The following is a 26420-nucleotide window of genomic DNA, read 5'->3' on the forward strand; positions in this document are numbered from 1 at the left end:
CGTATAGTCGATGGATACTCACACTTATACTCAACCAGCAAAGGATGAACGCTTATATGGGAATTCACACGTACTTCAGGTCACTAAACGATCTTGAACGTATTATTCGTACACCTGGCAAATTCAAATTCGAAGAACACAGCGTATCCGCCCATTCCTGGAAAGTCGTACAGTACGCCAAAACGCTCGCAGATATTGAGGAGCAACATGGAGTCACCATCGATTGGAAGAAGTTATACGAAATCACCAGCAGTCATGATTATGGCGAAATCTTCATCGGTGATATCAAAACACCAGTCAAACATTATTCACTGGAACTGCGTTCGATGCTGCAAAAGGTAGAAGAAGGCATGGTTGAACATTTTATTAATGAAAATATTCCTGAAGAGTTCCAGCCTATTTTCCGGAGACAACTGCGTGAAGGTAAAGATCAATCGGTCGAAGGACTGATTTTGGAAGTCGCAGACAAGATGGATCAAGTGTATGAAGCCTTTGCCGAGCTCCAACGTGGCAATACGGAGAAAGAATTTATCGTCATGTACCGTTATGCTTTGGTCAAAATCAAAAATATCGACCTCCACTGTGTACAGTATTTTCTGGAACAGATTCTCCCCGACATGATCGATGAAGGTATTCGCTCCCCGTTTGATATTCGCAAAATAACCGAAGAAGCTTTGGCCCAGTAATCAGCTCAAGTCAACATGGTGCTCGTCATCCATGGACAGGGCTTTTTTTCGTTCCTGTAATTGCAGTCGATACTCGCTAGGATACATGCCCGTTTTGTTTTTGAAAATCCGGCTGAAATAGTGGGAATCACTATAGCCTACCGCTCCGCCAATGGTCTTGATATCCATATTCTCGTGAGTAACGAGCATGCGCTTGGCTTCATTTATTCGCAGGCCTGTCATATATTTCAGCGGAGTCTCCCCTGTTACTTTCTTAAAACACTTCCCCAGATAGTCCACGCTAAAATGCATCTGCCCCGCCATGTCCTGGAGTGTGATCTCATGCATGTAATTCTGCTTCAAATACAGCTTAACGGCCTCTGCGATGTCCTCCGGCTTCACCTGCTCATCCAGTACGGCACTGACATGGGCAAGCGAATCCACTGCGCTCCCAAGCTTCAATTCCATCGCATCCAGCAGTGTACGAAGCTGCTCTTCCGACAATGGTTTGAGCAGATAATCCTCCACCTTGTAACTGATCGCCTGTCGTGCATACTCGAATTCATGATAACCACTCAGAATGACAATCTTCACATGCGGGTAGGCAAAATACAGATATTTGGCCAATTCCAATCCGTTCATCACCGGCATCTGAATATCGGTTACAACCAGATCAGGCACAGTATGTTCAATGAGCTGTAATGCTTCCTGACCGTTCCTCGCTTCACCGATCACCTCAAACCGAGTGCCCAGCTCCTTGAATTTGCGTGATACATTACGGCGAATCAAGGCCTCGTCCTCCACAATAATCGTTCTGTACTTGATCGTCATGGGTTCAGTCATGCTCCTTTCGAATGGAACCACCTATGGTAATCTGGACACCGCCGGAAGGCTTGTTCGTAATCTGCATGTGAGCTGCCGTGCCATACCATAATTTCAATCGGACCCAGATATTCTTGAGTCCCATACCGTTAATTTCAAGATCGGGCATACGCTCCCACTCCTGTGACTGTTCGATGTAATGCATGATCTTGGCAAGTGCCTCGGGTTCCATGCCAGGCCCATTGTCTTCCACGTGGATCTGCCAAGTCTCCTGTAACGCATCCATTTCTCCAGTAATGTTCAGTCTCCATGGAGACGTATCAGCCAGTCCATATTTCATGGCATTTTCGAGTAGTGGCTGTACCATCAGCATCGGAACCTGGATATGTTGCATCTCATCCGGAATATGGAACGCATAGTGCAGATCATCCTCGAACCGAATCTTCATACACTCCAGATATCGCTCGCAATAATCCAGTTCCTGAGACAGTGGGACCCCGTTCTTACCCGGAGTAGAAATATAACGGAGCATGGATGCAATATGACCACAAAACGCGACAATCTGCTCATTCATGCCTTCTTCCGCCATGATGCTAATATTCGTGATGTTGTTGTAGAGAAAATGCGGGTTCATCTGGGATTGTAACGCCAGTAATCTCGCTTCTGTCTCCTGAGATTTCATCGCCAGCCTGTCCTGAAAGGACTGCATAAGCTGTTGATTCAACCGGATAAACGTATCATTCAACTCATCCATCTCCCGGATGGAACCGGGATGATCCAGCTTGAACAAATGCGCCGAAGCCTGACCTGATATCAGATCGTTCTCACCCGTCTTCTGAATAATGCGCTGTAAGCGATGGAGCGGTAAAGTGACCCGTTTGGAGATCAGATACGAGAGAACCAGAATCAGCATGAGAGTAGCTAACGTCGCACCGATAAACATCACAGCCATCCGGTTAAGACTCGCGAAAAGGGACTGCTTCGACTGCATGACAACAACGGTCCATCCCGTCTCCTGTGACGTCATGTACGTCATCATTTGCTTGGAATGATCGAGAGGATCGGTTACTTCTTGCATGGTATCAGGGGGAAATGTACGATGTTGAATCAAGTCCACATCATCGAAATGGCCTGCTTCGGAAGCATCGGCGTCCGACGAAAGCGGATATAACCGTGTATTTTGTTCATCCATCACATAGATGCGAAGCTCATCGTTACTCGCCTGCAAGTCATTCAAATGCTGGAACAGGGTTCCGGCATCCTGCAAAATCTCAACCACGCCCTGGCTGACATAATTGCCATCTTTGTATACCCGGGTAAGCGAAATGTAGGGTTGATCTGATTTCCCCTCCCCTGTTGGCATGGGCAAAGCCCCTCCCTCTAACAGACGGATCACTCGCCAGCCACTCCGCTCCCACGTTTCCTTGTACCAAGGTCGCTGAGTCAGATCCACAGACAGTTGCCCGTTGAATGCACCTGCTCCCAGCATCTTACCGTTCACATCATAGATATTGGCCTGCTTGGCTGTATTGGAGCTGCTGATAATTGCCAGAATGACATCAATCAGTGTAGTTGTATCCTTATACAATGCCGGATCACTCGTCAGTGTCTGCTCACTGTCCTCTGCTGGTGCCAAGTAGTGACTGAAGTGTTCTTTTACCAGATTGGAATAGACGATATTCATGGAGAAGTTGTTCATTTTCACCACTTCCTGATCCAGATTGCCAACAATCGATACCCCCAGTTGTTTCTGCTGTTCTTCACTTCGATGACGAATGTCACTTGCGAGAAAAACATACAGAAGCCCCGCCACAATCAGCGAAAAGATAATAAATACCGCAGAGTAATAGGCAAACAGACTTTGCTGAAGCGTTCCAAATCGATACCGCAATCCCCACACACCTCGTCCTATGATGATATTGGTTACACCCATCGAAAATGTCCACTCAACAGAACGCTTTTGTCTATTGAGCGCATCCCTTGTTCGCAGTAAAGTTATCCACATAAGAATACGCTTACATTAAGCGTTTCGGCAAGTGACAATTTTCTTTATAATCCGGGAGGTTTAATGATGAGAAAACGATTTCTATTTTCGCTTGCAAGTGTGCTCTTGCTCTCCACCCTGCTGCTTGCCGGTTGCAACTCAGGGAAAAGTGCTGAAGGTTCCGGTAAGGTGACTCTCACGTTTGGAACGAGTCAATCCGGTATTCCGCGTACAGGCATCATGCAGACGATGGCCAAGGAATATGAGCAGGAGACGGGTGTCAAAATTGACTTTCAGGTCGTTCCTGACGCACAGTGGCGTGACCTGATCAAGGTGAAGCTGGCCTCTGGCGAAGCACCTGACATTTTCAATGTCGATGTGGACCCACTGAGCATGCCGGCCAATGTAAGACCGGAGGAAAATGCCATAGACCTGACCAATGAGGAATTCACAGGTCGGATGTCCGAAGAGATTTTGCCAACCGTCAGTCACAATGACAAGGTGTATGGGGTTTCTTTTGCACCAACGAAAATCTGGTATGTGTACTATAACAAACGTATCTTCGCAGAGCTTGGCATTGAGCCTCCTACATCCTATGCGGAATTCAAGGCGATCAGCCAGAAAATTAAAGATAAAGACATCATTCCGTTCTATCAAGCACCTGCCAGCGGGTGGTATCAGGTTCTGCCTTTGTTCGAAACGGGGCCTAACTATGAACAAACGACAGCTGGAACCTATGAGAAGCTGAACAATAATGAGATGAAAGTAGCTGATATGACACAGCTTAAGACGGTCATTGAGCAGTTAAAGGAATTTGCGGATCTCGGTTATTTCGGCAAAGACTTCTTGTCCAATACAGTTGAAGCGGGAATTGAAGCGTTTGGTCAGGAGAAAGCGGCTATGCTGCTGCGGGTGCCAGGTACGGAAAAGGAAGTGTCCGAAGCGTATCCGGAAATGGAAGACAACATGGGATTCTTCGTCATGCCATGGGGTGACAATCAGACGATTGGCGTGAACCCGGGCGGATCGGCTGCGATGTTCGGCAACAAAAACAGTAAACATCCCGAAGAAGTGCTGAAATTCTTCCGCTGGATTACCGAGCATGATCATCTGCAACGTGTGTTCGATGAAGGTGAAGGTAACCTGACGATCTGCTGGCCGGAAATCGAACCGAAGCTGACACAGGATTATATTGATTATGAGAAAAATCATGAAAAAGGTACGGTCATGCAGGCCGCTGTGAAATATATTGATCCACAATGGATGGATATTGGCAAGGACTTGTCAGGGATGTTCGCTGGAGCCATGACACCGGATCAGATTCTGCAAAATATTGATAAACGACGGGCTGAACAAGCTAAAGTGTTGAAGGATGAAGCGTGGCAATAATAGCGTATCTTTCAGATAAACATAAACGCTGAACAGCGTTACATGCAGCGGGCATTTGCCCGCTTGTGTATTTTGGCAGGAAGGAAAGGTGTTACGGATTATGAATGCGAACAAAATCTATCCCTGGTATTTCTCATCTGGAGCGATTGTGTTATATCTGATGTTCATTGTCGCTCCCGCCCTGCTGGGCATCTATTACTCCTTCACTGACTGGAACAGCTATAGTTCGGAGAAGAACTTTATCGGTCTGGAGCATTTCCGTACGATTCTCGCGGGTGATCCGACCTATCTGCTTTTTATCAAAAATACAGTCCTGTTCACCCTGGTTACATCCATTGCCAAGACGGTTCTCGGCTTGTTTCTGGCCCTGCTGCTGGTCAGCGGTGTAAAGGCCGCCAATCTGCATCGGATGATTATCTTTTCCCCACAGGTGCTGTCTTTCCTGATTGTTGGGCTTGTGTTCAAAAGTCTGCTCGACCCCAACAACGGGTTCGTTAACGTAACCCTACGTTCTATGGGACTGGACGTTCTCGCCCAGAATTGGCTGGGTTCCCTGACCTGGGCCATGCCATCCATTATGGCGGTGGATACCTGGAAAGGCATGGGGTACATCATGGTGCTGTTCATCGCCGGACTGCTCGCCATCCCCCGCGATTACTACGAGGCAGCTTCCATTGACGGCGCCGGGTTCGGGCAAAAGCTGTTTCGGATCACGATTCCGATGCTGATGCCTACCATTACGATCGCCACGGTACTCAATATTACATATGGACTGAGAGTATTCGATGCCGTATACGTGTTAACCAATGGTGGCCCCGGTAACGCGACAGATGTCATTAACACGGCGGTCTATTCCTCTTTTGCCAAAGGATATTGGGGGCTCGGAAGTGCACTATCCACCATCCTGTTTGTCATCATGGCGATCATCTCCTTCTTCATCATTCGTTTGATGAACCGAAAGGTGGAATACTAACATGCGATTGAGAAAAAGACTGGCTTCGATCAGGTTAAATGTACTCGCCTGGCTGCTCAGCCTGGTGGTCCTGATTCCTTTTGTCGTCATTGTACTGAATTCATTCAAGTCCGACGCCGAGGCCAAAGTGCTGAAACTGACGCTGCCCGAGAAATTTATCTTTGAAAATTACAAAATCGTCTATGAACAAGGACACTTGGGAGGTTCCTTTTTCAACAGTCTGCTGCATTCCGGGGCTTCTTCCCTGCTATTGGTGTTTGTTGTGGCTTTCTCGGCCTTCACGTTATCCCGTAACCATTCGAGGCTCAGCAAGTTTCTGTACTTCTTCCTGATTCTTGGCATTACGCTGCCACTCAACTACATTCCGCTGATGGAAGTCATGAAGTCCATGGGTATGATCAATTCACATCTTGGCATGATTCTGCTCTACACGGCCATGGGCATTCCGATCTCGCTGTTCATTACGTATGCATTCGTGTCTAACATCCCGAAGGAGCTGGATGAAGCCGCCATCATGGACGGATGTAATGGGATCAAGCTATTCCTGAGAATCATTGTGCCTTTGTTAACCTCGGTACTGGTGACGGTATTTGTCCTGAACTTCCTGAGTGTCTGGAATGAATTCACTGCTCCACTCTATATGCTCAACACGGTGGAAATGTGGCCGATGACGCTGGCTGTATATAACTTCTTCGGACAATTCAGTGCCCAATGGAATCTGGTCAGCGCAGATATTGTGCTCACGTCATTGCCTGTGTTAATTGTGTTCCTCATTGGGCAAAAGTATATTGTTGGGGGACTAACTTCAGGGGCAGTGAAAGGGTAAATGCTAATGCTACGAAATCTGGCTAATGCAAAAGATCTAGTTGACAACAGATCATTTTGTAACTAATATGGTTACAACGGTGGTGATCATCCATGAGACAAATCAGCAGTCGCTTTTCCATTGCGGTTCATACCCTGTCCCTGATCGCTGTTATGCCGAATGAATGCACCGGAGATGTGATTGCTCAGAGTGTGAGTACGAATCCCGTGATTATCCGGCGGATTATGTCCAAGCTGAAACAAGCTGGTCTGATCGACGTCAGACCCGGTGTGGGCGGTGCTTCCTTGTTGAAAGATCCGGCAGACATAACCCTTCTCGATGTATATCGAGCGCTTGAGGTCGTGGAGGATGGGGAATTGTTTAACTTTCACAAACATCCCAACCCGAAATGTCCGGTGGGCAACATGATCGAACACACCTTACGTGCTGAACTCATTGCGGCTCAGACAGCCATGGAACAGCGCTTGAATCGTGTAACCATACAGCAGATGATGGATCAGATTCATGTCTCTGAATAAAAAAAGCTCATTGCGAGCTTTTTTTAATCCTTTCGTTGTAATCATACCTGTTATAACATTTTTGATTACAACCATATACAAACAAACACATATCCTAGGAGGAAAAGAAGATGAAAATTTTGGTTACTGGCGCAACAGGTCAATTAGGTTCACTGGTGGTAGAGGCATTGTTAAAAACGGATTCTGCCAAGGATTTGGCAGTCAGTGTACGTAATCCGGAGAAAGCGGAAGCACTTCGCGCTCAAGGCGTTGACGTGCGTCACGGTGATTTCGATCAACCGGAGACGTTGGAGAACGCTTTTGCCGGTGTAGACCGTCTGTTGCTCATCTCCACTGATGGTGACAATGAAACGCGTATTCGCCAACATCAGACGGCCGTGGACGCTGCCAAGAAAGCAGGCGTGGGCTTCATCGCTTATACAAGCGTTGTGAATGCAGAGAAAAACACCCTGTCCCTGGCTGAAGTACATCGCGCTACAGAACAGGCTATTCGCGAGTCTGGCATTCCTTATTCCCTCTTACGTAATAACTGGTATCTGGAAAATGAAGCAGGAAGCGTACAAGCAGCTACGCAAGGCGCACCTTGGGTTCATGCCACCAACGACAGCCAAGTAGGCTGGGCTACCCGTAGTGATTATGCTCATGCTGCCGCAGCTGTACTTGCAGGTGAAGGACATGAAAATACTGTGTATGAATTGTCTGGCAAACTGCGCACGCAAGCTGAACTTGCTGCCATTGTTGGTGAAGTGCTTGGACAGGAACTGGGCGTGCAAAACGTGGACGATGCTGCTTACGCTGACATCATGAAAGGTGCAGGTCTACCGGACTTTGTCGTATCCATGCTCGTTGATATGCAAAGTGCCATTCGTGAAGGCGCACTGGCTGTAGAAAGTAATACATTGGAAACATTGCTTGGCCGTCCGGCTCAGCCACTAAGCGAAGGTATCAAAGCAATTGTAGGCAAGTAAGTTTTGGATATGAGAAAGGGACACACCAACGAATGTTGGATGTGTCCCTTTTTTGGTATAGCTAACGATCAATACAACGATATAAAAGTTGAACGGATAACTATACACTCAACCCATTCATTTGCGACTGCAATATGGTCAAGACCCCATTTAATAGACATTGAAAAAAGACCCTAGGCTATAAACTGCTTCCGGAACTCTACCGGAGGCAGTTTATTTAGTTTTCGTTGTGGTCGATGTTGGTTGTAAAAATGGATATACGCTTCAATTCGCCTTTGTGCCTCGTCCATATTTCGGATATCATAAGGATAGAGTCCTTCCGTTTTGAGATGCGAGAAGAAGCTCTCCATCGAGGCATTGTCATAACAATTCCCTCGGCGAGACATGCTGATTTGGGCGCCAACCTTTGGCAGCATGTCGTGGTAGGCATAAGACGTGTACTGGAATCCCTGATCGCTGTGAACGATCAGTCCCGTCACGTCTTTTGTCTTGTTAAAAGCATTCTCAAAGGTCTGTAAAACCAGCAGATTGTCGTTTCTCTGACTCATTTGATAGGCTACAATCTCATTATTAAATAGATCTTTCACGGCAGAGAGGTAGATCCATGACTCACCTACACGGAATTGAGTGACGTCCGTAACCCATTTTTGGTTCGCTCTATCTGCTTTAAAGTCGCGCTTCAGCAGGTTTTTGGCAACACGTCCTTCAGTTGAAGAAGTGTAGTTACAGCGATGCTTACGCCGAATTCGTGATCGGATTCCAAGCGTCTGCATGAGCCGTAGCACTTTCTTATGATTCATCCAGACCCCGTGATCCTGTAGCAAAAACAACTGAATCTGGCGGTAGCCATACACTCCGTTGTATTGGTCGTAAACCTTTTGTACAAGTGCCTTGTCCGTTTGATCACGATCTTGACCTTTGCGTTTGAGATAAGCATAGTAGCCGCTTCTAGAGACCCCAAAAATCTTGCAAAGTGCGCTCACTGGATACTCTTTTGCGGCTTTCTCGACGCTAATATATCTTTGCATTTCATCTCCTGCATCCAGATTTCCAAGCACTTTTTTAGCATTTCATTTTCTCGTTTCAGCCGCCTCAACTGTCTGTCATGGTCAACATATTCCTCTCGTCTTCCACGATGATCAATGAGTCCAAACTCACCGGATTCCTTGTACTTCTTCATCCAATCTTTGAGACGATGTCTGTCTTTCATGCCAAACTTCTCCATGATTCTGCGATACGTCCAGCCTTCCACCAAGTGAAGATGTATCGCTTCCATCTTTATCTCGAAGGAATACTGTTTAAACTTCTGACCTTTAACTGCTGGCATAAAAAATGCACCCCTTAGAATTTCATCGGATAAACCAGGGGTTTAATCCAATGTCTATTCTAAGGGGTGCACTTCAATTCGATGTAGGTGTTTGTAATTTCCACGACGGTTCATCGCTTATGGCTCATAGGTCATGCCTCAAGAATATATCGTGCCGGAATATGATCGGCCAGCCAGATATTTTCATTTCCATGATAAAAGAGGATTCCATCTATGGCCGCTTGAGCAGCATTGATTTTCAGAATGACAGGCTGATCATCACGTCTTCGTCCCACCTGAGTGGCCGTATCGATATCTGCGGACAGATGTACATATTGCCTTTGCCGCGGTTGTAAGCCATGTTCCATAATAGAATTTACGGCGCGTGCCGGGGTACCATGGTAAAGGTTTTCCGGTGGCTCAGCAGGTGACTTGGATATCTTGTGCGGAGTGGAATGTCCATACAATGCCCGGATGCGGCCTGAAGAGATCTCATGTCTCTTTTTCTCCGAGGCTTGGATCATCTGCTCCAGATCGTCTTCCGTCACTTCCTTCCACTGCGGACTTTCATGCAAAGCCACCAGCAATTGCGAAATTTCCACCCAACCCTCTTCGTCCAGCTCCAGCTCATACTCCCACGGGGCATGTCGCAGAGCGTATGAGAGTTCCTTGCTTAATTTCATCAGATCCATTGTGATCACTCCCCAAATCTAATAAAACTCGTCTATTGCTGCGATTGAACCGCTGTTAAAATCTCCTGAATGTTGCGGGTCAACCCTTCATCATCTTCCTGATTGAATTGATGGTGTCCATCGATCCCCCGATGAATAATGGTGTTCATCACTGGATGAACTTCACGGTCGGAAGCCACCCGAATCAGGTCATCCGCAAAATCGACCGCCTGCTGTTCACTGTAGTTAAACGGTTTAATCAGCATCCGGATACTCAGTGCATGCGCCTGCGGCTCCGCCAGCCGATCCCGATGAGTGATACCATACACCGCACCAAAACCAAAAGCAGCCATCACCTGACGCTCCAGTTCTGTCGTCTGTTCCAAAGGCGTGCCAATCAACTCACACATTTTGTCCACCATCTGCTCAAGCTCCTTGGCCGCCGCAGCCAGAATTACGTCATTAATATCGTCAGCGTTGATAAAATCAGTCATATTGGTTTTCTCCATTTCTGAGCCGTATTTAATCCATCTCTCAGACTCTATGAGAACATTGTATCGGAGATAGGGTGCTCCTTTCAAACTTCTCTGCGGATAGACAAGTGATCATTCAGCTTACTATGCAGAATGAACTAAAGAATATTTAACCTTGCCACTTCGATGACAGAACAAGCTTCTGATCCCTGTTATCCCCAGATTTTTTTGATTCACTTTTACAAAGGTGAAAATCTCTATTTATGCGTAGAGCAGTTTGGTAAATGCTCATATGCGTCATTGTTAATCCCCGCGTGGTTCATCGTTTGGCGCAGCTCCGAAACAAACTCCATAAAATAGACTTCAGGACTGCGGCTTCCAGCATAATACTGCAGGTCATAATCGTAATTTAACCGCAAATACACATCATGCAGATCGTCAACCAGCACCTTTTTCATAGCCTCTCTCGTAATAGCCGGGTCCATATTGCACTCATTGACTAGGGTTTGCAATGTCTCCTTGAGCGCCTGCTGATCGTAGGATGGGTTAGACAACAGATGTTGCAAATCGTACAGATCTTTGAATCGGGGCCTCACTATCGTCTGATGCAGTTTCCATGCAATTTGAATGGAGAGTGGTACGGTGTGAGGAACGATAAAAGCTTCACCAACCATGGGTTGGTACGATAGAGCAACAGACTTCTCGTCCAACTCGAGGTTAAAGGATATATCCAGATGCAGTTCATCCTCATCTTTATACTCATTTCCGACCCTTGGTTCACTATCAATATAAAAGGCAAGCTCCGTGTTCACCGTTGGAAAATCATCCGCCATGGCGTAGTCTATTCTGCGCCAGAAGGCATTCTCCCGAAAGCTTCGGAATACGATACCGTCATTCAGGTCCATCTCCGTTACCCGGATCATCCAGTCTGTAAATATTTCATTGGCCTGGTCCTCAGTCTCAATTCTACCTGTATACAGAAAGTCGATGTCGTCAACATAACGAACATTGGGATTCTCCAAATACTGTCTTGTCAATAAGCTTCCTTTTAATACAAATGGACTATTCACCAGAGAGGCACGCTTCAATAGAGCTTCCAACACAACAATGAATCTCTCATCCTCATTCAAGGTATGTAATTGTACACTTTTTCCGGACATCGTTCTCCTCCTCCATTCATCGTACTCAACATCCGATTAGATCCATCCACGATCCAGTTCTTCTCTGCTATCGTAGATGCACAGTTCATATTGCTGTTTTAACAATTGGATCTTGTTCATTTGCAAAATGTCATGTATTTCTTCCACTCTACGATAAAAATGTTCTGCACTTTCATATTCCCGGACAGTTACGAATCTAACTTTCCCATCAGCATTCAGCGAGTTCCGTGAGATATGTCCGCCTGAGTTGGCGCATAATTGCTTCAATACGGCCACATCATCCACATATACTTTACCGTGCCATTCAAAGTAAGGCTTGGACTGTGCCAGCATCGGCAGATCAAAATCTCTCTCTTCCTTTGCCGGAATTTCTACCTTCGTCCGAACAACCGTGAATCCACTATCCCGAAACTTCGCGGTAACCTCTTCAATAACATTCTTCACTTCTTCATAATCCGTGCTATGTACAATGCCAGTGATCATCGGTTGATTAATATATTCACCTTGGTCCAAGACGATCAATACGGGTTTCACGTTCTGTTCATTACAAATGTTGATAAAGGTTTCCTTCTCATTCTGCTTCAGATCACTCATGGTTACATGATATTCAAATTCCATTGGGTCACTTCCTTTTACTGGTTTTCTTATAACTTGAAGGAAAGCACACATTCTATGTACTCATTGAATTTGTCCTTAATTTGGTTACATACGCAAGCGTTTCGTTCTACAATGAATAATATTTTCTTTTTCCTCCCGTATAACTGATATAAAGTCAATACTAAGTTCAAAAGAAATTCAACATCAACAAGCACCCATTCAGATCTGATACACTCTTTATACAGAATCCACGTTGTAGAAAACCAAGACGATTAATATCTCTTTCTACTCAGGCCCCCGTAACAAATAATGGAACGCCGTAAATATAATATATCATGTGTATGATACATTAAAGTGTACGTTACTAGAAATTTAAGTCTCAAATATATGATTTACTCGTACAAAGATATGTTCAATCGAAAAAATCAAGTATTATCCAGATGTAATCTGTACTTCCCTTCCCTTAATAAGGATTCAAATAAATACAACCCCACATCATCGGAAATTGAATTTGTATCAAAACTATACTTCTCACTAAGTTCATCTAACGCTTCCGTAAACAACGTATTTTTTTTATTTCTTCTAATGTTAGGTACTTCACAAAGGCAAGAGGGTAATTGTCTTCTGTTAACCAATAGGACTCTTGCCAAGATACATATCCAGGGGTTCTAAATAATAATTCTTCAATTGCGGGTTCTTCTAATGAAGAAATTTCATCATAACCATGAAAATATAAAAACTTATTTGTAGTATCATCGTACGAAACCGATAGTGCAGAACCTATATATTCCACTCCTCCTTGAAAGATCCCATTATTTTTCCAGAATAGAAAAAGAAAGAACTTAAGAAGTATTATTAATTTACTCCTTAAGTTCATACTAACTATTATTAATTACCGAAACTCAAATTTAAAATTAATTCAATACAACTTCTGTCCTTCTTCTCCCAACCAAGAGGTTTGGGGCAAAGTTCCGTTAATCTCTTTCCAAGTAGTGATATACCTATCAAAATAGTTTTCCATTGATCTGATTATCATCTTTTTCAGTCCACCTACTTAATAAATTTTTGTAATAGTTCAGCATACATAGAATCGTTCCCCCAAATACCAATTTTCTTCTCCACATTGTGTATCCCAACATAACGAACCTGCGCAATCTTATCGAGTTGAACTATATCTGTTAAATGATAATATCTTCTTGTTAGAACCCTTAGATTACTTCCATTGTGACAAACCCTAAACCCAAATCTACTTGTTTTTATAAGTTACCTCTTTATAGATATAGAAGTCTGGATTACTTTTTCATCTTTAAAGAAGAAATAAACTCGCCTAAGTTATTTGACAATACTGTAAATTCACCTCTTTCAAAATCTTCTAATTCCACCTTTCCATTGTGATTATTCACAACAACAACCAAACCATTACCTTCTATTCCTATCGGCACATATTCCAATTTGTTTTTATGGTTATTCTTGTAACATTGCAGTTTTTTTTCAAATGAATTCAATTCCATTCCTGGTAAAACTGGCTCGAGATTAACATAACGCCCATCAATGAACCCATCTAAATCAGCAAACCAATATGAATTAAAATAATCATATATCGAAGTATAGAATTTACAATTAAATTTCTCCTCTAATGCATCTAGACTATGAGTTTCATTCTTTACCACTGGCCTCCATCCAATTTCCCCATCATCATTAATTTCACCTTGATAAATGATTGATGCAACTTTCTGGTTATATTCTGTTGTAAACAAAAAATTTACACCTTCATTATAACGCTGCAATCTAAGTTCAAAATAGTTTCTCATCGATACTTGAATTTCCATTAATAAATCACCTATTCTTTTAAATTTTTTTTCTAATAACTCAGCATAGGTACTGTCTTTGCCCCATGCACCTATAGCCTTTTGTTTTCCTTTTCCTACGTGCGGCATTTCAACTAATAATCTAGGGTCAGCCTGAAATATTTCATCTAATTTACTAAGATCAGCATTTCTATAAACTCTGATAGATGGTCCGAATTTGTCTCATAATTAACACCCTTATTCACACAAGAAGCTAGGGTTCCTGCTTTTGCATACCCACTCGGGTCTACATATCGGATCGGGTTGTTGGAGACATATGCATACAGATTCAGGCCGTCTCCACGGTACGTGTCTTTCTACGCGAATCAAGCAATCAGCGGATTGTAGAACCGGGCGCGCAGATAGTAATGTCCCGTCAGCGCGTCCTGCATTTCTCCCGTATAACAGAACGGATTGCTACGTGGCTCTCTTACAGACAGCATGTTCCGGAAAGCAACATACGTGTATGCATTTAGGATATGGCCCTGTGGTCCTATCAGATGAGTCACATCACCGTGAATATTATTTACATAATAAGCCACTTCGCCCTGATCATCCACTTCTTTAGCGACACCGTTTCCATACCAAAAAGAAACCCTGTTTCGTTCATGAGTAGATCTTGTACACATTCATAATTTATAATGAATGTTATGTTTTAAATTTGACTAATTAATACAAAAACCCTGATTGAAATAAACCATATCAGGGCAAAATGTTGGTAAGATTATTTAGTTATAGCCTTATGTTTCTTATACTAATTTCTCGATGGTCTTAGCTGCCATTCATAGGAATATCTTTCTTCAGATAATTTTCGAGCGCCTCCGACTCCCACCATTTCATATTTGGACCAACTCTATGTCTTAACAGGTACTTTCTCCCCTTTTCGGAATTTATTTTTGATAAAGCTATAATGGCAAATGCCGAAATGGAACCGAGCTTATATTTTTGAAGAATTAACAGCTTTTCTTCTACTTTTTCAAGAAGCTCCTCTTCAAAATGTGATATCCAATAGGATGCCCCCCCAGAAGCATCCGTAGAGTAATCATCCATAGCGATTCTGATTAATAAATTTAATAAGTCTGGATCATCAAACCTTTCCTCGAAGTACTTTTTCGCTTTTTCCGCACCATGTATTGCATCAATTAATTGTTCTCTGATAAACTTTCTTGAATACATTGACCATCATCACCTTTACTTAATCCCAACTCCATAGCTACTGCATCATTAATACTGTATTTTGTTTCTAAAGGAAGCAGACTAATATCTAAATTATTATTCAGAATCATCCTCTTATAATTTTTCGCTTTATCAGTTATCTCTGAAAAACCAACGATAAATTCATTTACATACTTTATAAGGATTTCATTTTTCAATCCTAACTGCACAGCTTTTCTCTGTAGCTCATTGCCGTAAAGATCTCTGTCCGGATCCATTTGACACAACACGTTTGTTTCATTCAACTTTTGTTTCCACTCATTGCTCGTACTATGGATCTTAGGCCTGAATTTAGTTAAAACTGCTTGTGATAGAATATAATCAAAACCTTCTTTTGTTATTTGTATAGAAAAAATTCTTTCTTGGTCTCTTTTACTAGCCCATTCAGACCGGTGCATCATCCAAAGAAACGAAGTTTTTATCCATGAGACTCTGCTTAAGCTAAAATAAGAACCGAATTTACCATATAATAGTAATTCATCAGCAATCTTATTTCCAAATGCTTGATATACAGTTACATGTTGATCTGAATACGTTGCATAGATACTTTTATTCCTCATTATTAATCGACCTTATCATTTTATTTTAAGTGTATCTTCCAATATGCGTACTGACAACAAATTATCTGGATGATTAAACTTATCTAGTTCCGTAGGGGTAATTCCATAATTTGTATCCGGTCCTTTTTTAGGTAGTCCCTCGTAATGATATTTTATGCTCCTTGATTTCCGGGAGCCTCTTTGAGGTACGGCTGTATCTTGAATATATTTAAAGTAATTCTCAGAAACTATGAACTCTACCACACCTTCTTTTGTTCCCTTTTGAACAGCGTAATTTTCGAATCCCCCTTGACTAGGTATCGCAGTTAATTTGTTTAAACTAGTTGTAATCCACTTATCAGAATCCGAAGCATGGATTGCTGGTTGAAGTTGTTTACTATCAAGGGTGGTGTTAATTTCCTCCATACTCATTTTTCTGTATAGCCGAATCCCATTCACACCTGAAACGTTTTGCTCATGGACATCACCCTTGTTCACACAAGACGCAGGACTTGCTCCACTCCCCGCTTTTGCATACCCACTCGGGTCTACATATCGGATCGGGTTGTTGGCGACATACGCATACAGATTCAATCCATCGCCACGGTACGTGTCTTCCTGCGTGAAACGAGCTATCAGCGGGTTATAGAACCGGGCGCGCAGATAGTAATGTCCCGTCAGCGCATCCTGCATTTCTCCCGCATAACGGAACGGATTCACACGCTGTTCTCTTGTGGACAGCGTGTTTCCGAAGCTGTCTTAGGATCTGGCATATCGGGCTTCCAACAGTCGATTGTATTTCCGATTTAGTCAAACGCATATCTATTATCGAGTAGCACCGTGCCATCTGCTGCGCTGGTTCAACGCAAAACCTCCGACTTGTATTCTTCCACCGTGCGAAAGTAAAAAAAAGAGCCCTGATTGAAATTCAATCAAAGACTCAAACCTTAAAAAGAGCGGAGTGGAAGTCAAAACTGAATACATAAAACTTCGGCAGAAATGCGCATACATCATATCTGTCATACAAGTGTTTATACAGAAAAAATATGGGTACTCCTACAAGCAACAAAAATTTATGGGTACGTTTAAATTAATTTTAATCTGACTAAAAAGTGATACCACTCGTCATACTCAAACCCAGGAACTAACTCCTCATATCCCTCTCCCAAAATATAATGTATTAAAAATACATCGAACTGAATAATTTTTTTTGAATCGTTTATTGAAACCTCGTCCATTAAAATTGAGATTTCTCCTGTTAACTTACTTATAACTATAGGTTCATACAGAAGTTGTCCAATTTCAAGCCAGTTATCGCTCTCGCCGATCCATTGATCTAATTGATACTGGTGACTCTCCAATTCCTCATAGGCCCACAAATCTATACTCCCGAATCGTGCACCATTACTTATTTTTAAAAATTCGTAGAATTGTACTAAATTTGCATCAATATCCCCGTAAGTGTCAATGCCTTTTTGCATAACCCCGTATATGATGCTACTGTCGTCCTGTTCAAGTTCGTGTCTAATTACTTGGAGTAAGGCATTCAATCTACTATTCATATTTTTAATCCCCCCACTCAATTATTATCCTTATTTTTGTTCCAACTGGTAATTTTCTGATCTGCGGTCTAATTTGTTGGGTACCTATATGCCAATTGGTATGAGTGTCCAGAAATTTTAAATTAGAGGGTACGTCAGGACCGCTTAACTGAAGCTCCCAAACATGATCGGGCTGCATTTGTTTTGTAACCCTATTTATAAGCTTATCAGCGAAGATTTTGTTATTATTCCCATATTGTGCCCAAATCCTTTTTATCATATCTTGCCGATATTTAGTAGTAACAGACCTATCTCTGGATACAGGGTTTTGAGCTTTCACTAGCAGCCCCTGTTCACCTAATAATTTTAATGCTTCCGCCTTTCTCTCAAACTCACGTTTAGGGAATTCATTCTTGTACTTTAAAGTAATCCATGCTTCTGTTTCAGAAGATCCCTTCCAAACATTCCCCCTATCCTCACACATATACCCACTCGGGTCTACATATCGGATTGGGTTGTTGGCGACATACGCATACAGGTTCAGACCATCCCCGCGATACGTGTCTTCCTGTGTGAACCGCGCGATCAGCGGTTTATAAAACCGGGCGCGCAGATAGTAATGCCCTGTCAGGGCGTCCTGCATTTCTCCCGCATAACGGAACGGATTGCTAAGTTGCTCTCTTGCAGACAGCATGTTACCAAAGGCATCATAGGTGTACAGCCTTCAGGATCTGGCCCTGTTGCCCGGTCAGGTGGGTTATGTCACCGTGGATTTACTTTCTCTCATTTTTCAGGATAGAAAAAAAGAACTTAAGAAGTATATTTAAATTACTCCTTAAGTTCATATTAAATATTATTAATTACCGAAACTCAAATTTAGAATTAATTCATCTAAGCTTAAACCTAAAGATTCAAAGCTACCTGCTTCAAAGTCCTCTAAACACACTTCTCCTGAGATATTATTAAGCACAACCACTAAACCATTAGATTCTATCCCTATGGGAATATAATTAGTTTTACCATTATGTGCCTCTATATAGTTTGAAAGTCTTTGTAAAAAGCTTTCCGGTTCACTTTCCGGGATGACTGGATTAAGATTTATATTATACTCCTTAATCCAACCTGCTAATTGAAAGAAATAATACGAGTTATAGTATTGTTCTACTGATTCATTAAATCTTATATTAAACTTTTGTTCAATAGAGTGGAAATTTGTAATATCATCTTTCTTGGTTGGCAGCCAGCTAATATAACCTTCTTTATCTTTTTCACCAACATACAACCTCTGTCCTTCTTCTCCCAACCAAGAGGTTTGGGGCAAAGTTCCGTTAAACTCTTTCCAAGTAGTGATATACCTGTCAAAATAGTTTTCCATTGATCTGATAATCATCTTTTTCAGCCCACCTACTTAATAAATTTTTGTAGTAGTTCAGCATACATAGAATCGTTCCCCCAAATACCAAGTTTCTTCTCCACATTGTGTATACCTCCCGAACCAGGGTGTATTGGAGTAGGAACAGGTACAGCCTGTCCTCCACCACCTACGTGATGGTGAACTAATCCCTGACCTCTTAATCCTTTCACATCATATTGTGGAAAATATGTTCTAAAAACTTCATCGTTGGTCGGCATTGTAGTAAACGGGTTCTTTCCGGCTATTATTTTTTTATTGTTATCACTAAATGCCTCAGGGTATCTGTCCAACAATTCCTTCCAAAAATACTTATGATCTCTTAACCAACCCTCAGAATTCGTACTAGATCCACCTTTTCCTACATATGGCATTTCAACCACTAATCTTGGATCAGCCATATATACTTCATCTAATTTACTAAGATCACCATTTCTATAAACTCTGATAGGATGGTCCGGATTTTTCTCATAATTATCACCCTTATTCACACAAGAAGCCGGGGTTCCTACTTTTGCATACCCACTTGGGTCTACATATCGGATCGGGTTGTTGGCAACATACTCATACAGGTTCAGGCCATCTCCGCGGTACGTGTCTTCCTGCGTGAAACGCGCGATCAGCGGATTATAAAATCGAGCGCGCAGATAGTAGTGTCCTGTCAGCGTATCCTGCATTTCTCCCGCATAACGGAACGTATTGCTGCGTTGCTCTCTTACAGACAGCATGTTACCAAAGGCATCATAGGTGTACGCGTTTAGGATCTGACCTTGTTGCCCGGTTAGGTGGGTTACGTCACCGTGGATATTATTTACATAATAAGCCACATCGTCCTGATCGTCCAGTTGTGTTAGCCAGTCATGACCGCGTATATAAGATGCCTGCACTCGCTCCGTTTCGTCCAACTCATTGACGACATGCCAGCCGTCATGCACGAAGTGGCGTACAGTTCCGTTCGTATCCAGTCTGCTTCGCAAGCCTTCCGGGTCGTACCCGTGCTGTAACACACCGACATCTGCTTGCTCGACTCGAATCGTCCGGTTAAACGCATCATAAGTGTAGTTTATCGACTGCTCCCCTTGATGCTCTCGGATTAGGTTTCCTTGCGCATCATAAGTGTAGCGAATGTTTTTCCCGTTTGCTCGCTCAGCGGATACACCTTGCTCCTCTTTCTGCAATGCCTCCTCAACTAGGCTGAGCAGGCGGTTCCTTGTATCATAGGTGTAGCTTGTCCGCTGTCCGTTCCAGTCACGAGAGACTCGGTTTCCTGCGGCGTCATAAGCGAGTTGCTCCGTGCCGTATCCGGCATACCGGGCTTCCACCAGTCGATCCAGTGCATCGTATCGATACTCTGCGCGATCTTCCGTGCCATAACAGCCAACCGTATTCCCGCTTTGGTCATACGCATATCGGTTGTCGAGCAATACTGTTCCATCCGCTGCGCAGGTATGGAGCCGCGATACTTGCCCTTCTGGCGTATACTCATACGCCGTCTGCACACCGTTGCCGTAAAGCATGGACGCGATTCGGTTGCCTGCTGCATAGGTGTACTGAGCCAGATCTTTTTCCCCTTGCCGGATGGCAACAACCCGCCCCACTGGATCATGCGCGTATTCGACGCGCGTTCCGCCAGCATCCGTGCGGGCCACCGTTTGGCCTTCTGCATCATACTCGTAGCGCAGCACCTGAAGCGAAGTTGTGTCCTTGGTCAGATTACCAACTCGGCTCTGATATTTGGCCGTAAGCAGACCGTCTTCGTTATAATCGTAGTCATAACGCACTTCGTTATTCGCGGACGAGATCAGCTGGCCGTCTTCGCGGTAGGTGTACGTTTCTTCCTCACCGCTGGACAGCTCCCGTCTGCGAACGAGTTGGTCATTAAAATTGTAGACCATGTCCAATACCCGCTGGTTCCGGTCCTGCTGCCTTGCCAGGCGGCCTTCCCGGTCATACTGGTACGTCATGGGTAAGCCGTCCGGGCCTGTAATCGCGGACACTTCACCCAGGGAATTATACGCATATTGAGTCGCATGTCCCTTCGCATCCGTAGAACGAGTTAGATTACCCGCCACGTCATAGTCATAGTGCTCCGTCGTGCCGTCCGGCCGCGTCAGAGCTGTAATGTTACCCCATCCGTCCAGTGTACGAAGCGTCATCCGCCCCTCGCCATCCCGAATTCCGACGACATGCCCTGCGGCATCGTACTCATATTCCTGTCGCAAAACTGAGATATGATCTGGTCCATTGCCCCACACTTGACGCACCTGGCCCGCCAACGTATAGGCATACCTCGTTTCGACGCCGTATTCCGTCATGGCTTCCTGCTCCCCATAACGGTTAAAGGCATGCCGCTGCATGATCTCGCCCAACGGATTACGGATTTCGGTTAGACGGTTCAGCACATCATACGTATATTCTGTTCCTGCCCCATCGTCACGGGCTACATCGTACAGACCAGGTGTCACCTTTTTGGCGAGTTTCCCTTCGGTATTATAGAAGAGCCGGGTGATACCACCCCGCTTGCCTACAAAACGGATCGGTCGATTTCGAACATCGTATGCATATTGTATCCCATGCCCCAGCGTATCCGTTTCTTCTGTCACGTTGCCGCTGCGGTCATACTTCAGGTACATGGAACTGGCCTTCGCCCCCGTATGCTCCCGGCGGCTGATCTGCACAATCCGGTCTAGGCTATCATAGCTAATCTCGGTTTCGTATCCTTCGGGCGAACGGATGTGGGTGATGTTCCCGTTACGATCATACCCATACCTTGTCTCTGCCATGACCGTTCCCTGACGTTCATCACGCAGGTCTTCCCCGTCGAGGACATCCAGCTGACGTAACAGCCTGCCCGCTTTGTCATATTCGTAACGGATGTATCGCTCCTTGCCTTCACTCAGCTTATAACGTTCGGAGGTCCGCTGATTCAGACAATCGTATGTATATCGAATGTCCGCTCCTGTGTCATCCGTGATGCGAGTTACACGCAAATTACGATCATAGGCATATGTAATACCATGATACGTCGCCGGATATCCCTCCCGTGTAACGAACTCCGACGTTCGCTCTTCCTTCACCAGGTTTCCGGCAAGGTCATATTCATAACGGGACAAGCGGTACATCACCTGCCCATATACCGTAAGCTCACTCTCAGAGGATATCTCTTCCTGAACAGGTTCCCGTTTTTCGGTCAACCATCCTGCCGTATTGTAACCATACAATGTGCCGAACCGTTCGGCATCTTGGTCACCACTGTCCACTGCCTTGCCGTCCATTTCTTTGACGACCCGTCCTGCGGAATCATAGGCGTACCGCCGTTCGATGTGCCCCTCTGCATTGGTCACCTGAACCAGACGATCCATGGCATCATAGTCATATTCCGTTCCCAGACCATCATCTGTCGCCGGATCATATTGCTCTGGACCGATGGACTTCACGAGATTCCCGGCGGCATCATATTTAAATCGTTGAATCCCTCCATCGGCTAATATGGTCTGGATGCGGTTTCCACGATGATCATATACATGCTCCGTGCCTTGACCATCATCCAATACCGGATCATATTGATTCGGCTCCACCTCTTTAAGCATATGGTCGTACATGTCGTAGTGGTACCTATGGGTATGATGAAGGGAATCGGTGATGCGAATGAGATGATCCAACGCATCGTAGCGGTACTCCGTTCCTTTACCGTTATCGATTCGTTCCATGTAATCATTGGGCTGCACCCGCTTAATCAGGTTGCCCATCTTGTCATAGAACATCAGTGTCGTATTGCCTTCTGCATCCACAATACGGGTTCTTTTGTTCAGATCGTTGTACTCGAATTCAACGGTTCCATACGCTGTCGTTATGCCGGTGACCCGGGCCGCACCATCAAATGCATATCGATATTCTTGGCCCTCGGCATCCCTAACATAAGATGGTGTATCCGTATGATTGACTTCATAAGCATACGTAGTCACGTGACCCAGCGCATTCTGGCGTGTGAGAGTCCTTCCGTGTGCATCATAGGTATAGGCAGTAACCGCCCGACGCTCGGCATCGATCGCTTGCGTCTCTTCCAGTACGCGTCCGAACGTGTCATAGGCATACGTCTTTTCCACGATATTATTGACTGACACGGAGATACGGTTGAATTGTTCATCATAGACCTGACTATGCTGTGTGCCATCAGCTGCAATCTCCGTCAGTAGCTGCCCATTAATACCATACTCCCACCGAGTAGTCCGGCCACCTGTATCCGTATGTGCACACTTGTATTGATACGCATCATATTCGAAAGTTTCGTGTGTCCCATCCTGATAGACAATGTCGGTTACAAGGTAATCATTATTATAGCGATACTTCTCCATGACATTCGTCGCATGGAACGTGAATGTCGTTTCACGATCAGCATCATTATAATGGATATCGGTTATTTGATCGTAAGCATCCCGTTGCCGGATTACTCTACCTGCAGCATCATAGATGTTAGTCACATAGGTATTTCCGTTCTGGTCCGTTATGCTCTCAAGATAACCTTGCTCCGTATACGTATAGTGAATGTTCCCCTGGTTAGGATAGGTCACCCGCATGAGGAGGTCGCCGTCATATTCATATATCACGGTTCTACCAATATTGTCTGTCAGCTTCATTAACAAGCCATTTCGGCATTCCATGAAGACAGACTTGCCGCCCGGTGCAATCAGACGGCTAATGCCGTTGTCGTTGTACTCTAACCGCACCCGGTTCCCTGACCGATCTGCGATGCTGCGTAAACGTCCCCTCTCGTCATACTCGCACGTTACCCGGTCCGGGCCAATGAGTGCATATCCCGATGCATCCTCATATTCGATCAGGCGATAGTCCTGCTTACCTCCCAGCGCGTTGACCCAATTGCCCTCATGAAATGTGAATCTCTCATAATGGCTATCCGGACAAATGACGTAAATTCGGTCTCCCTCTCGTCTAAGGTAGGATTCATATGTAAAAGTAAAACCTCGGCCTGTCAGTCCTCTAACCGGATACAGGGAGTTATAGTTCCGAACCATTTCAATCGGAGAACCGATATCAAGCACGATCATGTCTTTGGCAAAGTAATGGAAGGCACCTCTCGTGACATCCACGGGATCACCGGTCTTAACCATGGTAGCAAGGCTGGAAACCGCGACTTTCTTTAACGTGTCCCACGTCAGAGACTGGTTCACATTCCCGTTTCGCCATAAGTCCTCCGCCGCAGCTCCTCCCATACCGCCCGCTACGGAGGAAGCATAATCGGTTAGTTTATTTTTACCAGTAAATGAGAATATTCCACTTACCATGTTGCTCGCAAGATTCGAGGTAAGACTTGTGTTGCCCGTGTTCATCGTATCCTGCGTCATGCCGCTGATTGTACCGCCTGCTACCGTTCGGCCATAGATATTGGCGATATTGCTGAACCCAGTACCGCATTTGATACCAGACAGGAATTTCCCCATCATGGCACCACTCAAAAAACCATTCTGGAAACTCTTCATGTAGTGACCAATTAATGTCTCTCCTGGTTGTAAAGTGGGGTCGAATATGGCAGTAATACCAACGTTTATCCCACCACCAATGGATGGAAGGATTAATGCTGATGCTCCGCCACCAGTCAATACGGAGAGTCCCCCGACGGAGACAATCACTGACCCGTATTTGACCATATCATACAGTTCAACATTTTCACCTAACACCGTATCCCGCATAAAATTGTAAGATTGAGATAAATCGCCTGCTCTCGCTTTCGAGATATCCTCGCTTCCCTCAGCCATCTCACTAGCTGCCACAACCATTGTCGTTGTACCAGCAACCAATGTTGCTCCTGCTGCAATAACCAGAGGGGCTGCGGCTCCACCCGTAAGAACGACTGCTGCAACACCCACGGCTGCCGCTCCGATCAGCATCGCTATTTTACCAAACCCCATCTTGCTCTGACCTTCCTCAATCTTGCTGGCAAGCGCCTGCCGCATAGCCAAAGCATTCTCGTTCACAGCCGCCATTTGTTTAGCATCTTCTGCCAGAAGTGCTGAATCGTCGAATGAATCTACCGGAGGCGTTCCAGGGGTTCCCTCGTAATAAATGGTAGTCGCCTGAACATCTGTTAGGTCCGCAATATATATGTATTGCTCCAGATTAATGGCCTCCACCGGACTTCTGGATATCGCCACCATTTCTCCAGCAGTCATCTCAATACTCTCCGGAGAAGGCATGTCTCCTTTGCTGTCTATCAAGAAATCTTCCATAGCGAGGATGCTCAGATCCGTATTTGACAGGATTTCGATCGTTCCATCACCAGCCAGCTTCAGCTTAACTGTTTCGGCAGCATCTGCGGCAAAAACAATATCTTCACCCGTCAGCTTCATTTCCTGATCCGAATCATTGGTTAGGGACTTCACTGCTGGATTAGAAGACTTTTGTCCATATTTGCTCTGTTCCGCACCTCTGCGGACCGAACTCGTGGCGATAGCACTTTTCTCAGACGGCTTAGGAAAATGTAACTTAACAGCCGAACCGGGCTTCGGCATCATATAGGCACTCTGATTGTCCATTCCCGTGGAGTACGGGAACCAGCAAGCATTATCGGTTTCCTCCTCCTGATCGATATCGAGATGCAACTGGACTTGATTACGACTGATCTTCGTAATTTTCCCTTCAAGCGATACCCCCTGGATACCGTAATGCATGATTTTGGGCAACTTCGCTTCAGACTCGGATAACAAAGTATATCTATGAATAAGTTCACCCTGAACGACCGTCGACTCCATCTCATGGATTACAAATGGGCGTTGTTGTATTTGCGTTTTCCCACCCAGCCTGTAGCTTTGTCTACTTTGCACCTCATATCGAATCTCCTGTGTTTGCTGATGTGGAAGAAAGCGAGTCTGCATCGTATACGAATCAAAGGTTAATTCGTTTTTGGCCATTTCCTCCGGAATCCCCAGGGCAAACACAGGTCCATCGTCAATCAGTGGTATGATAACTGAACCAAGACGAGAAGCAAGACGAAGAATAAACTGCCAGTCCGTCTCCTGATATTGAAGTAAAAGCTGGCCTGTTACATGATCAGGTAGCGTGTTATTCAATTTTGACCCCTGGTAGTCTTCCAGCACCTTATTCATGATCTGAGCATACGTCCGTTGCTTATTCTGAAAGGACCTCTTCTTCCTCTGAATATCCAGCAAATACGTATATGATATTGCTTCAATTTCCAGATAATAAATCCCTTGCACATGCTGTACCGCAGCTTGCCTAACCATTCCGGAAAACAAGTTACGCCCTTTCCCCTTACCATCGTCAGATGCCAGATACACGTTCACCTTGTCATCGGTATTCAATGTATGGGCATCATTGCTAGCTTTCTTAGGAATTACCGCTTTGAATCGCATGAAGGAGTGTTCATTCATTTTCTGCAAAATTTGAAACTCTTCAATCCTGATTAGATGAGATGGGGCATCAATAATCATGCCTGCATAATAGATTTCCACCGAATTTTCTTCCCCCTTTCCTTTCAGT

General features: G+C 44.6%; 23 protein-coding genes and 1 pseudogene. 6 read left to right on the forward strand and 18 right to left on the reverse strand.

Annotated elements, in window-relative coordinates; genetic code table 11:
* The first annotated feature begins 56 nt into the window (after positions 1-56).
* Positions 57-686: a YfbR-like 5'-deoxynucleotidase gene (locus OM416_RS07425; protein ID WP_062835575.1), complete on the forward strand. Its 630-nt coding sequence runs from the start codon at positions 57-59 to the stop codon at positions 684-686.
* Here OM416_RS07425 and OM416_RS07430 read toward each other — a convergent pair whose 3' ends face one another.
* Both OM416_RS07430 and OM416_RS07435 read right to left on the reverse strand, forming a co-directional pair.
* Entirely contained in the window at positions 687-1508 is an 822-nt protein-coding gene (locus tag OM416_RS07430) for a response regulator transcription factor (RefSeq protein WP_264928151.1), read from the reverse strand.
* Complete coding sequence (locus OM416_RS07435; protein ID WP_264928152.1) at positions 1501-3420, reverse strand: sensor histidine kinase; 1920 nt, start codon at positions 3418-3420, stop codon at positions 1501-1503. Before OM416_RS07435 ends, OM416_RS07430 begins: the two co-directional genes overlap by 8 nt.
* A gap of 135 nt (positions 3421-3555) precedes the next feature.
* Between OM416_RS07435 and OM416_RS07440 the strand changes: the two genes are divergently transcribed.
* The 5 genes from OM416_RS07440 to OM416_RS07460 all read left to right on the forward strand — a co-directional run bounded on the left by OM416_RS07440 (position 3556) and on the right by OM416_RS07460 (position 8145).
* Positions 3556-4860: an ABC transporter substrate-binding protein gene (locus tag OM416_RS07440; protein WP_264928153.1), complete on the forward strand. Its 1305-nt coding sequence runs from the start codon at positions 3556-3558 to the stop codon at positions 4858-4860.
* 100 nt (positions 4861-4960) lie between these two features.
* Positions 4961-5833 (forward strand): carbohydrate ABC transporter permease, encoded by an 873-nt coding sequence (locus tag OM416_RS07445; RefSeq protein WP_264928154.1) that lies wholly within the window; start codon positions 4961-4963, stop codon positions 5831-5833.
* Position 5834: 1 nt separating this feature from the next.
* Positions 5835-6659, forward strand: coding sequence for a carbohydrate ABC transporter permease (locus OM416_RS07450; RefSeq protein ID WP_264928155.1), 825 nt, complete (start codon positions 5835-5837; stop codon positions 6657-6659).
* A gap of 92 nt (positions 6660-6751) precedes the next feature.
* Positions 6752-7177: an Rrf2 family transcriptional regulator gene (locus tag OM416_RS07455; protein ID WP_076332272.1), complete on the forward strand. Its 426-nt coding sequence runs from the start codon at positions 6752-6754 to the stop codon at positions 7175-7177.
* 110 nt (positions 7178-7287) lie between these two features.
* Positions 7288-8145, forward strand: coding sequence for an SDR family oxidoreductase (locus OM416_RS07460; protein ID WP_264928156.1), 858 nt, complete (start codon positions 7288-7290; stop codon positions 8143-8145).
* A gap of 173 nt (positions 8146-8318) precedes the next feature.
* Here OM416_RS07460 and OM416_RS07465 read toward each other — a convergent pair whose 3' ends face one another.
* From OM416_RS07465 to OM416_RS07535, 16 genes and pseudogenes are all read right to left on the reverse strand, one after another.
* Positions 8319-9173 (reverse strand): IS3 family transposase, encoded by an 855-nt coding sequence (locus OM416_RS07465; protein ID WP_264928157.1) that lies wholly within the window; start codon positions 9171-9173, stop codon positions 8319-8321.
* Positions 9125-9472 carry a transposase gene (locus tag OM416_RS07470; RefSeq protein ID WP_264928158.1) on the reverse strand — a complete coding sequence of 116 codons (348 nt, stop codon included), beginning with the start codon at positions 9470-9472 and terminating at the stop codon, positions 9125-9127. Before OM416_RS07470 ends, OM416_RS07465 begins: the two co-directional genes overlap by 49 nt.
* A gap of 131 nt (positions 9473-9603) precedes the next feature.
* On the reverse strand, positions 9604-10143 hold the full coding sequence (locus OM416_RS07475) for an RNA 2'-phosphotransferase (RefSeq protein WP_264928159.1): 540 nt from the start codon (positions 10141-10143) through the stop codon (positions 9604-9606).
* Positions 10144-10175: 32 nt separating this feature from the next.
* Positions 10176-10616, reverse strand: a complete 441-nt coding sequence (imm48, locus tag OM416_RS07480) for an Imm48 family immunity protein (protein WP_264928160.1) — start codon at positions 10614-10616, stop codon at positions 10176-10178.
* 236 nt (positions 10617-10852) lie between these two features.
* Positions 10853-11755, reverse strand: coding sequence for a nucleotidyl transferase AbiEii/AbiGii toxin family protein (locus tag OM416_RS07485; protein ID WP_264928161.1), 903 nt, complete (start codon positions 11753-11755; stop codon positions 10853-10855).
* A 36-nt stretch (positions 11756-11791) separates the two neighbouring features.
* Positions 11792-12373, reverse strand: coding sequence for a hypothetical protein (locus OM416_RS07490; RefSeq protein ID WP_264928162.1), 582 nt, complete (start codon positions 12371-12373; stop codon positions 11792-11794).
* Between the two features lie 523 nt (positions 12374-12896).
* Positions 12897-13229, reverse strand: a complete 333-nt coding sequence (locus OM416_RS31900) for a CbrC family protein (RefSeq protein WP_413775752.1) — start codon at positions 13227-13229, stop codon at positions 12897-12899.
* Between the two features lie 415 nt (positions 13230-13644).
* Positions 13645-14163: a SecY-interacting protein Syd gene (locus tag OM416_RS07495; protein ID WP_264928881.1), complete on the reverse strand. Its 519-nt coding sequence runs from the start codon at positions 14161-14163 to the stop codon at positions 13645-13647.
* A 362-nt stretch (positions 14164-14525) separates the two neighbouring features.
* On the reverse strand, positions 14526-14759 hold the full coding sequence (locus tag OM416_RS07500; protein WP_264928163.1) for a hypothetical protein: 234 nt from the start codon (positions 14757-14759) through the stop codon (positions 14526-14528).
* Between the two features lie 211 nt (positions 14760-14970).
* Entirely contained in the window at positions 14971-15375 is a 405-nt protein-coding gene (locus OM416_RS07505) for a hypothetical protein (RefSeq protein ID WP_264928164.1), read from the reverse strand.
* Positions 15342-15974: a DUF4291 domain-containing protein gene (locus tag OM416_RS07510; RefSeq protein ID WP_264928165.1), complete on the reverse strand. Its 633-nt coding sequence runs from the start codon at positions 15972-15974 to the stop codon at positions 15342-15344. Before OM416_RS07510 ends, OM416_RS07505 begins: the two co-directional genes overlap by 34 nt.
* Positions 15975-15989: 15 nt before the next feature.
* Positions 15990-16697 (reverse strand): annotated as a pseudogene (locus tag OM416_RS07515) (RHS repeat-associated core domain-containing protein); the annotation flags it as partial.
* A gap of 341 nt (positions 16698-17038) precedes the next feature.
* Positions 17039-17515: a hypothetical protein gene (locus OM416_RS07520; RefSeq protein WP_264928166.1), complete on the reverse strand. Its 477-nt coding sequence runs from the start codon at positions 17513-17515 to the stop codon at positions 17039-17041.
* Between the two features lie 4 nt (positions 17516-17519).
* Entirely contained in the window at positions 17520-18215 is a 696-nt protein-coding gene (locus OM416_RS07525; protein ID WP_264928885.1) for an RHS repeat-associated core domain-containing protein, read from the reverse strand.
* A 135-nt stretch (positions 18216-18350) separates the two neighbouring features.
* Complete coding sequence (locus OM416_RS07530; protein ID WP_264928167.1) at positions 18351-18884, reverse strand: SecY-interacting protein Syd; 534 nt, start codon at positions 18882-18884, stop codon at positions 18351-18353.
* 14 nt (positions 18885-18898) lie between these two features.
* Positions 18899-26392, reverse strand: a complete 7494-nt coding sequence (locus OM416_RS07535; RefSeq protein ID WP_264928168.1) for an RHS repeat-associated core domain-containing protein — start codon at positions 26390-26392, stop codon at positions 18899-18901.
* Between the last annotated feature and the right edge of the window lie 28 nt (positions 26393-26420).

Source organism: Paenibacillus sp. LS1, assembly GCF_026013365.1.
In the GTDB taxonomy this organism is placed as follows: domain Bacteria; phylum Bacillota; class Bacilli; order Paenibacillales; family Paenibacillaceae; genus Paenibacillus.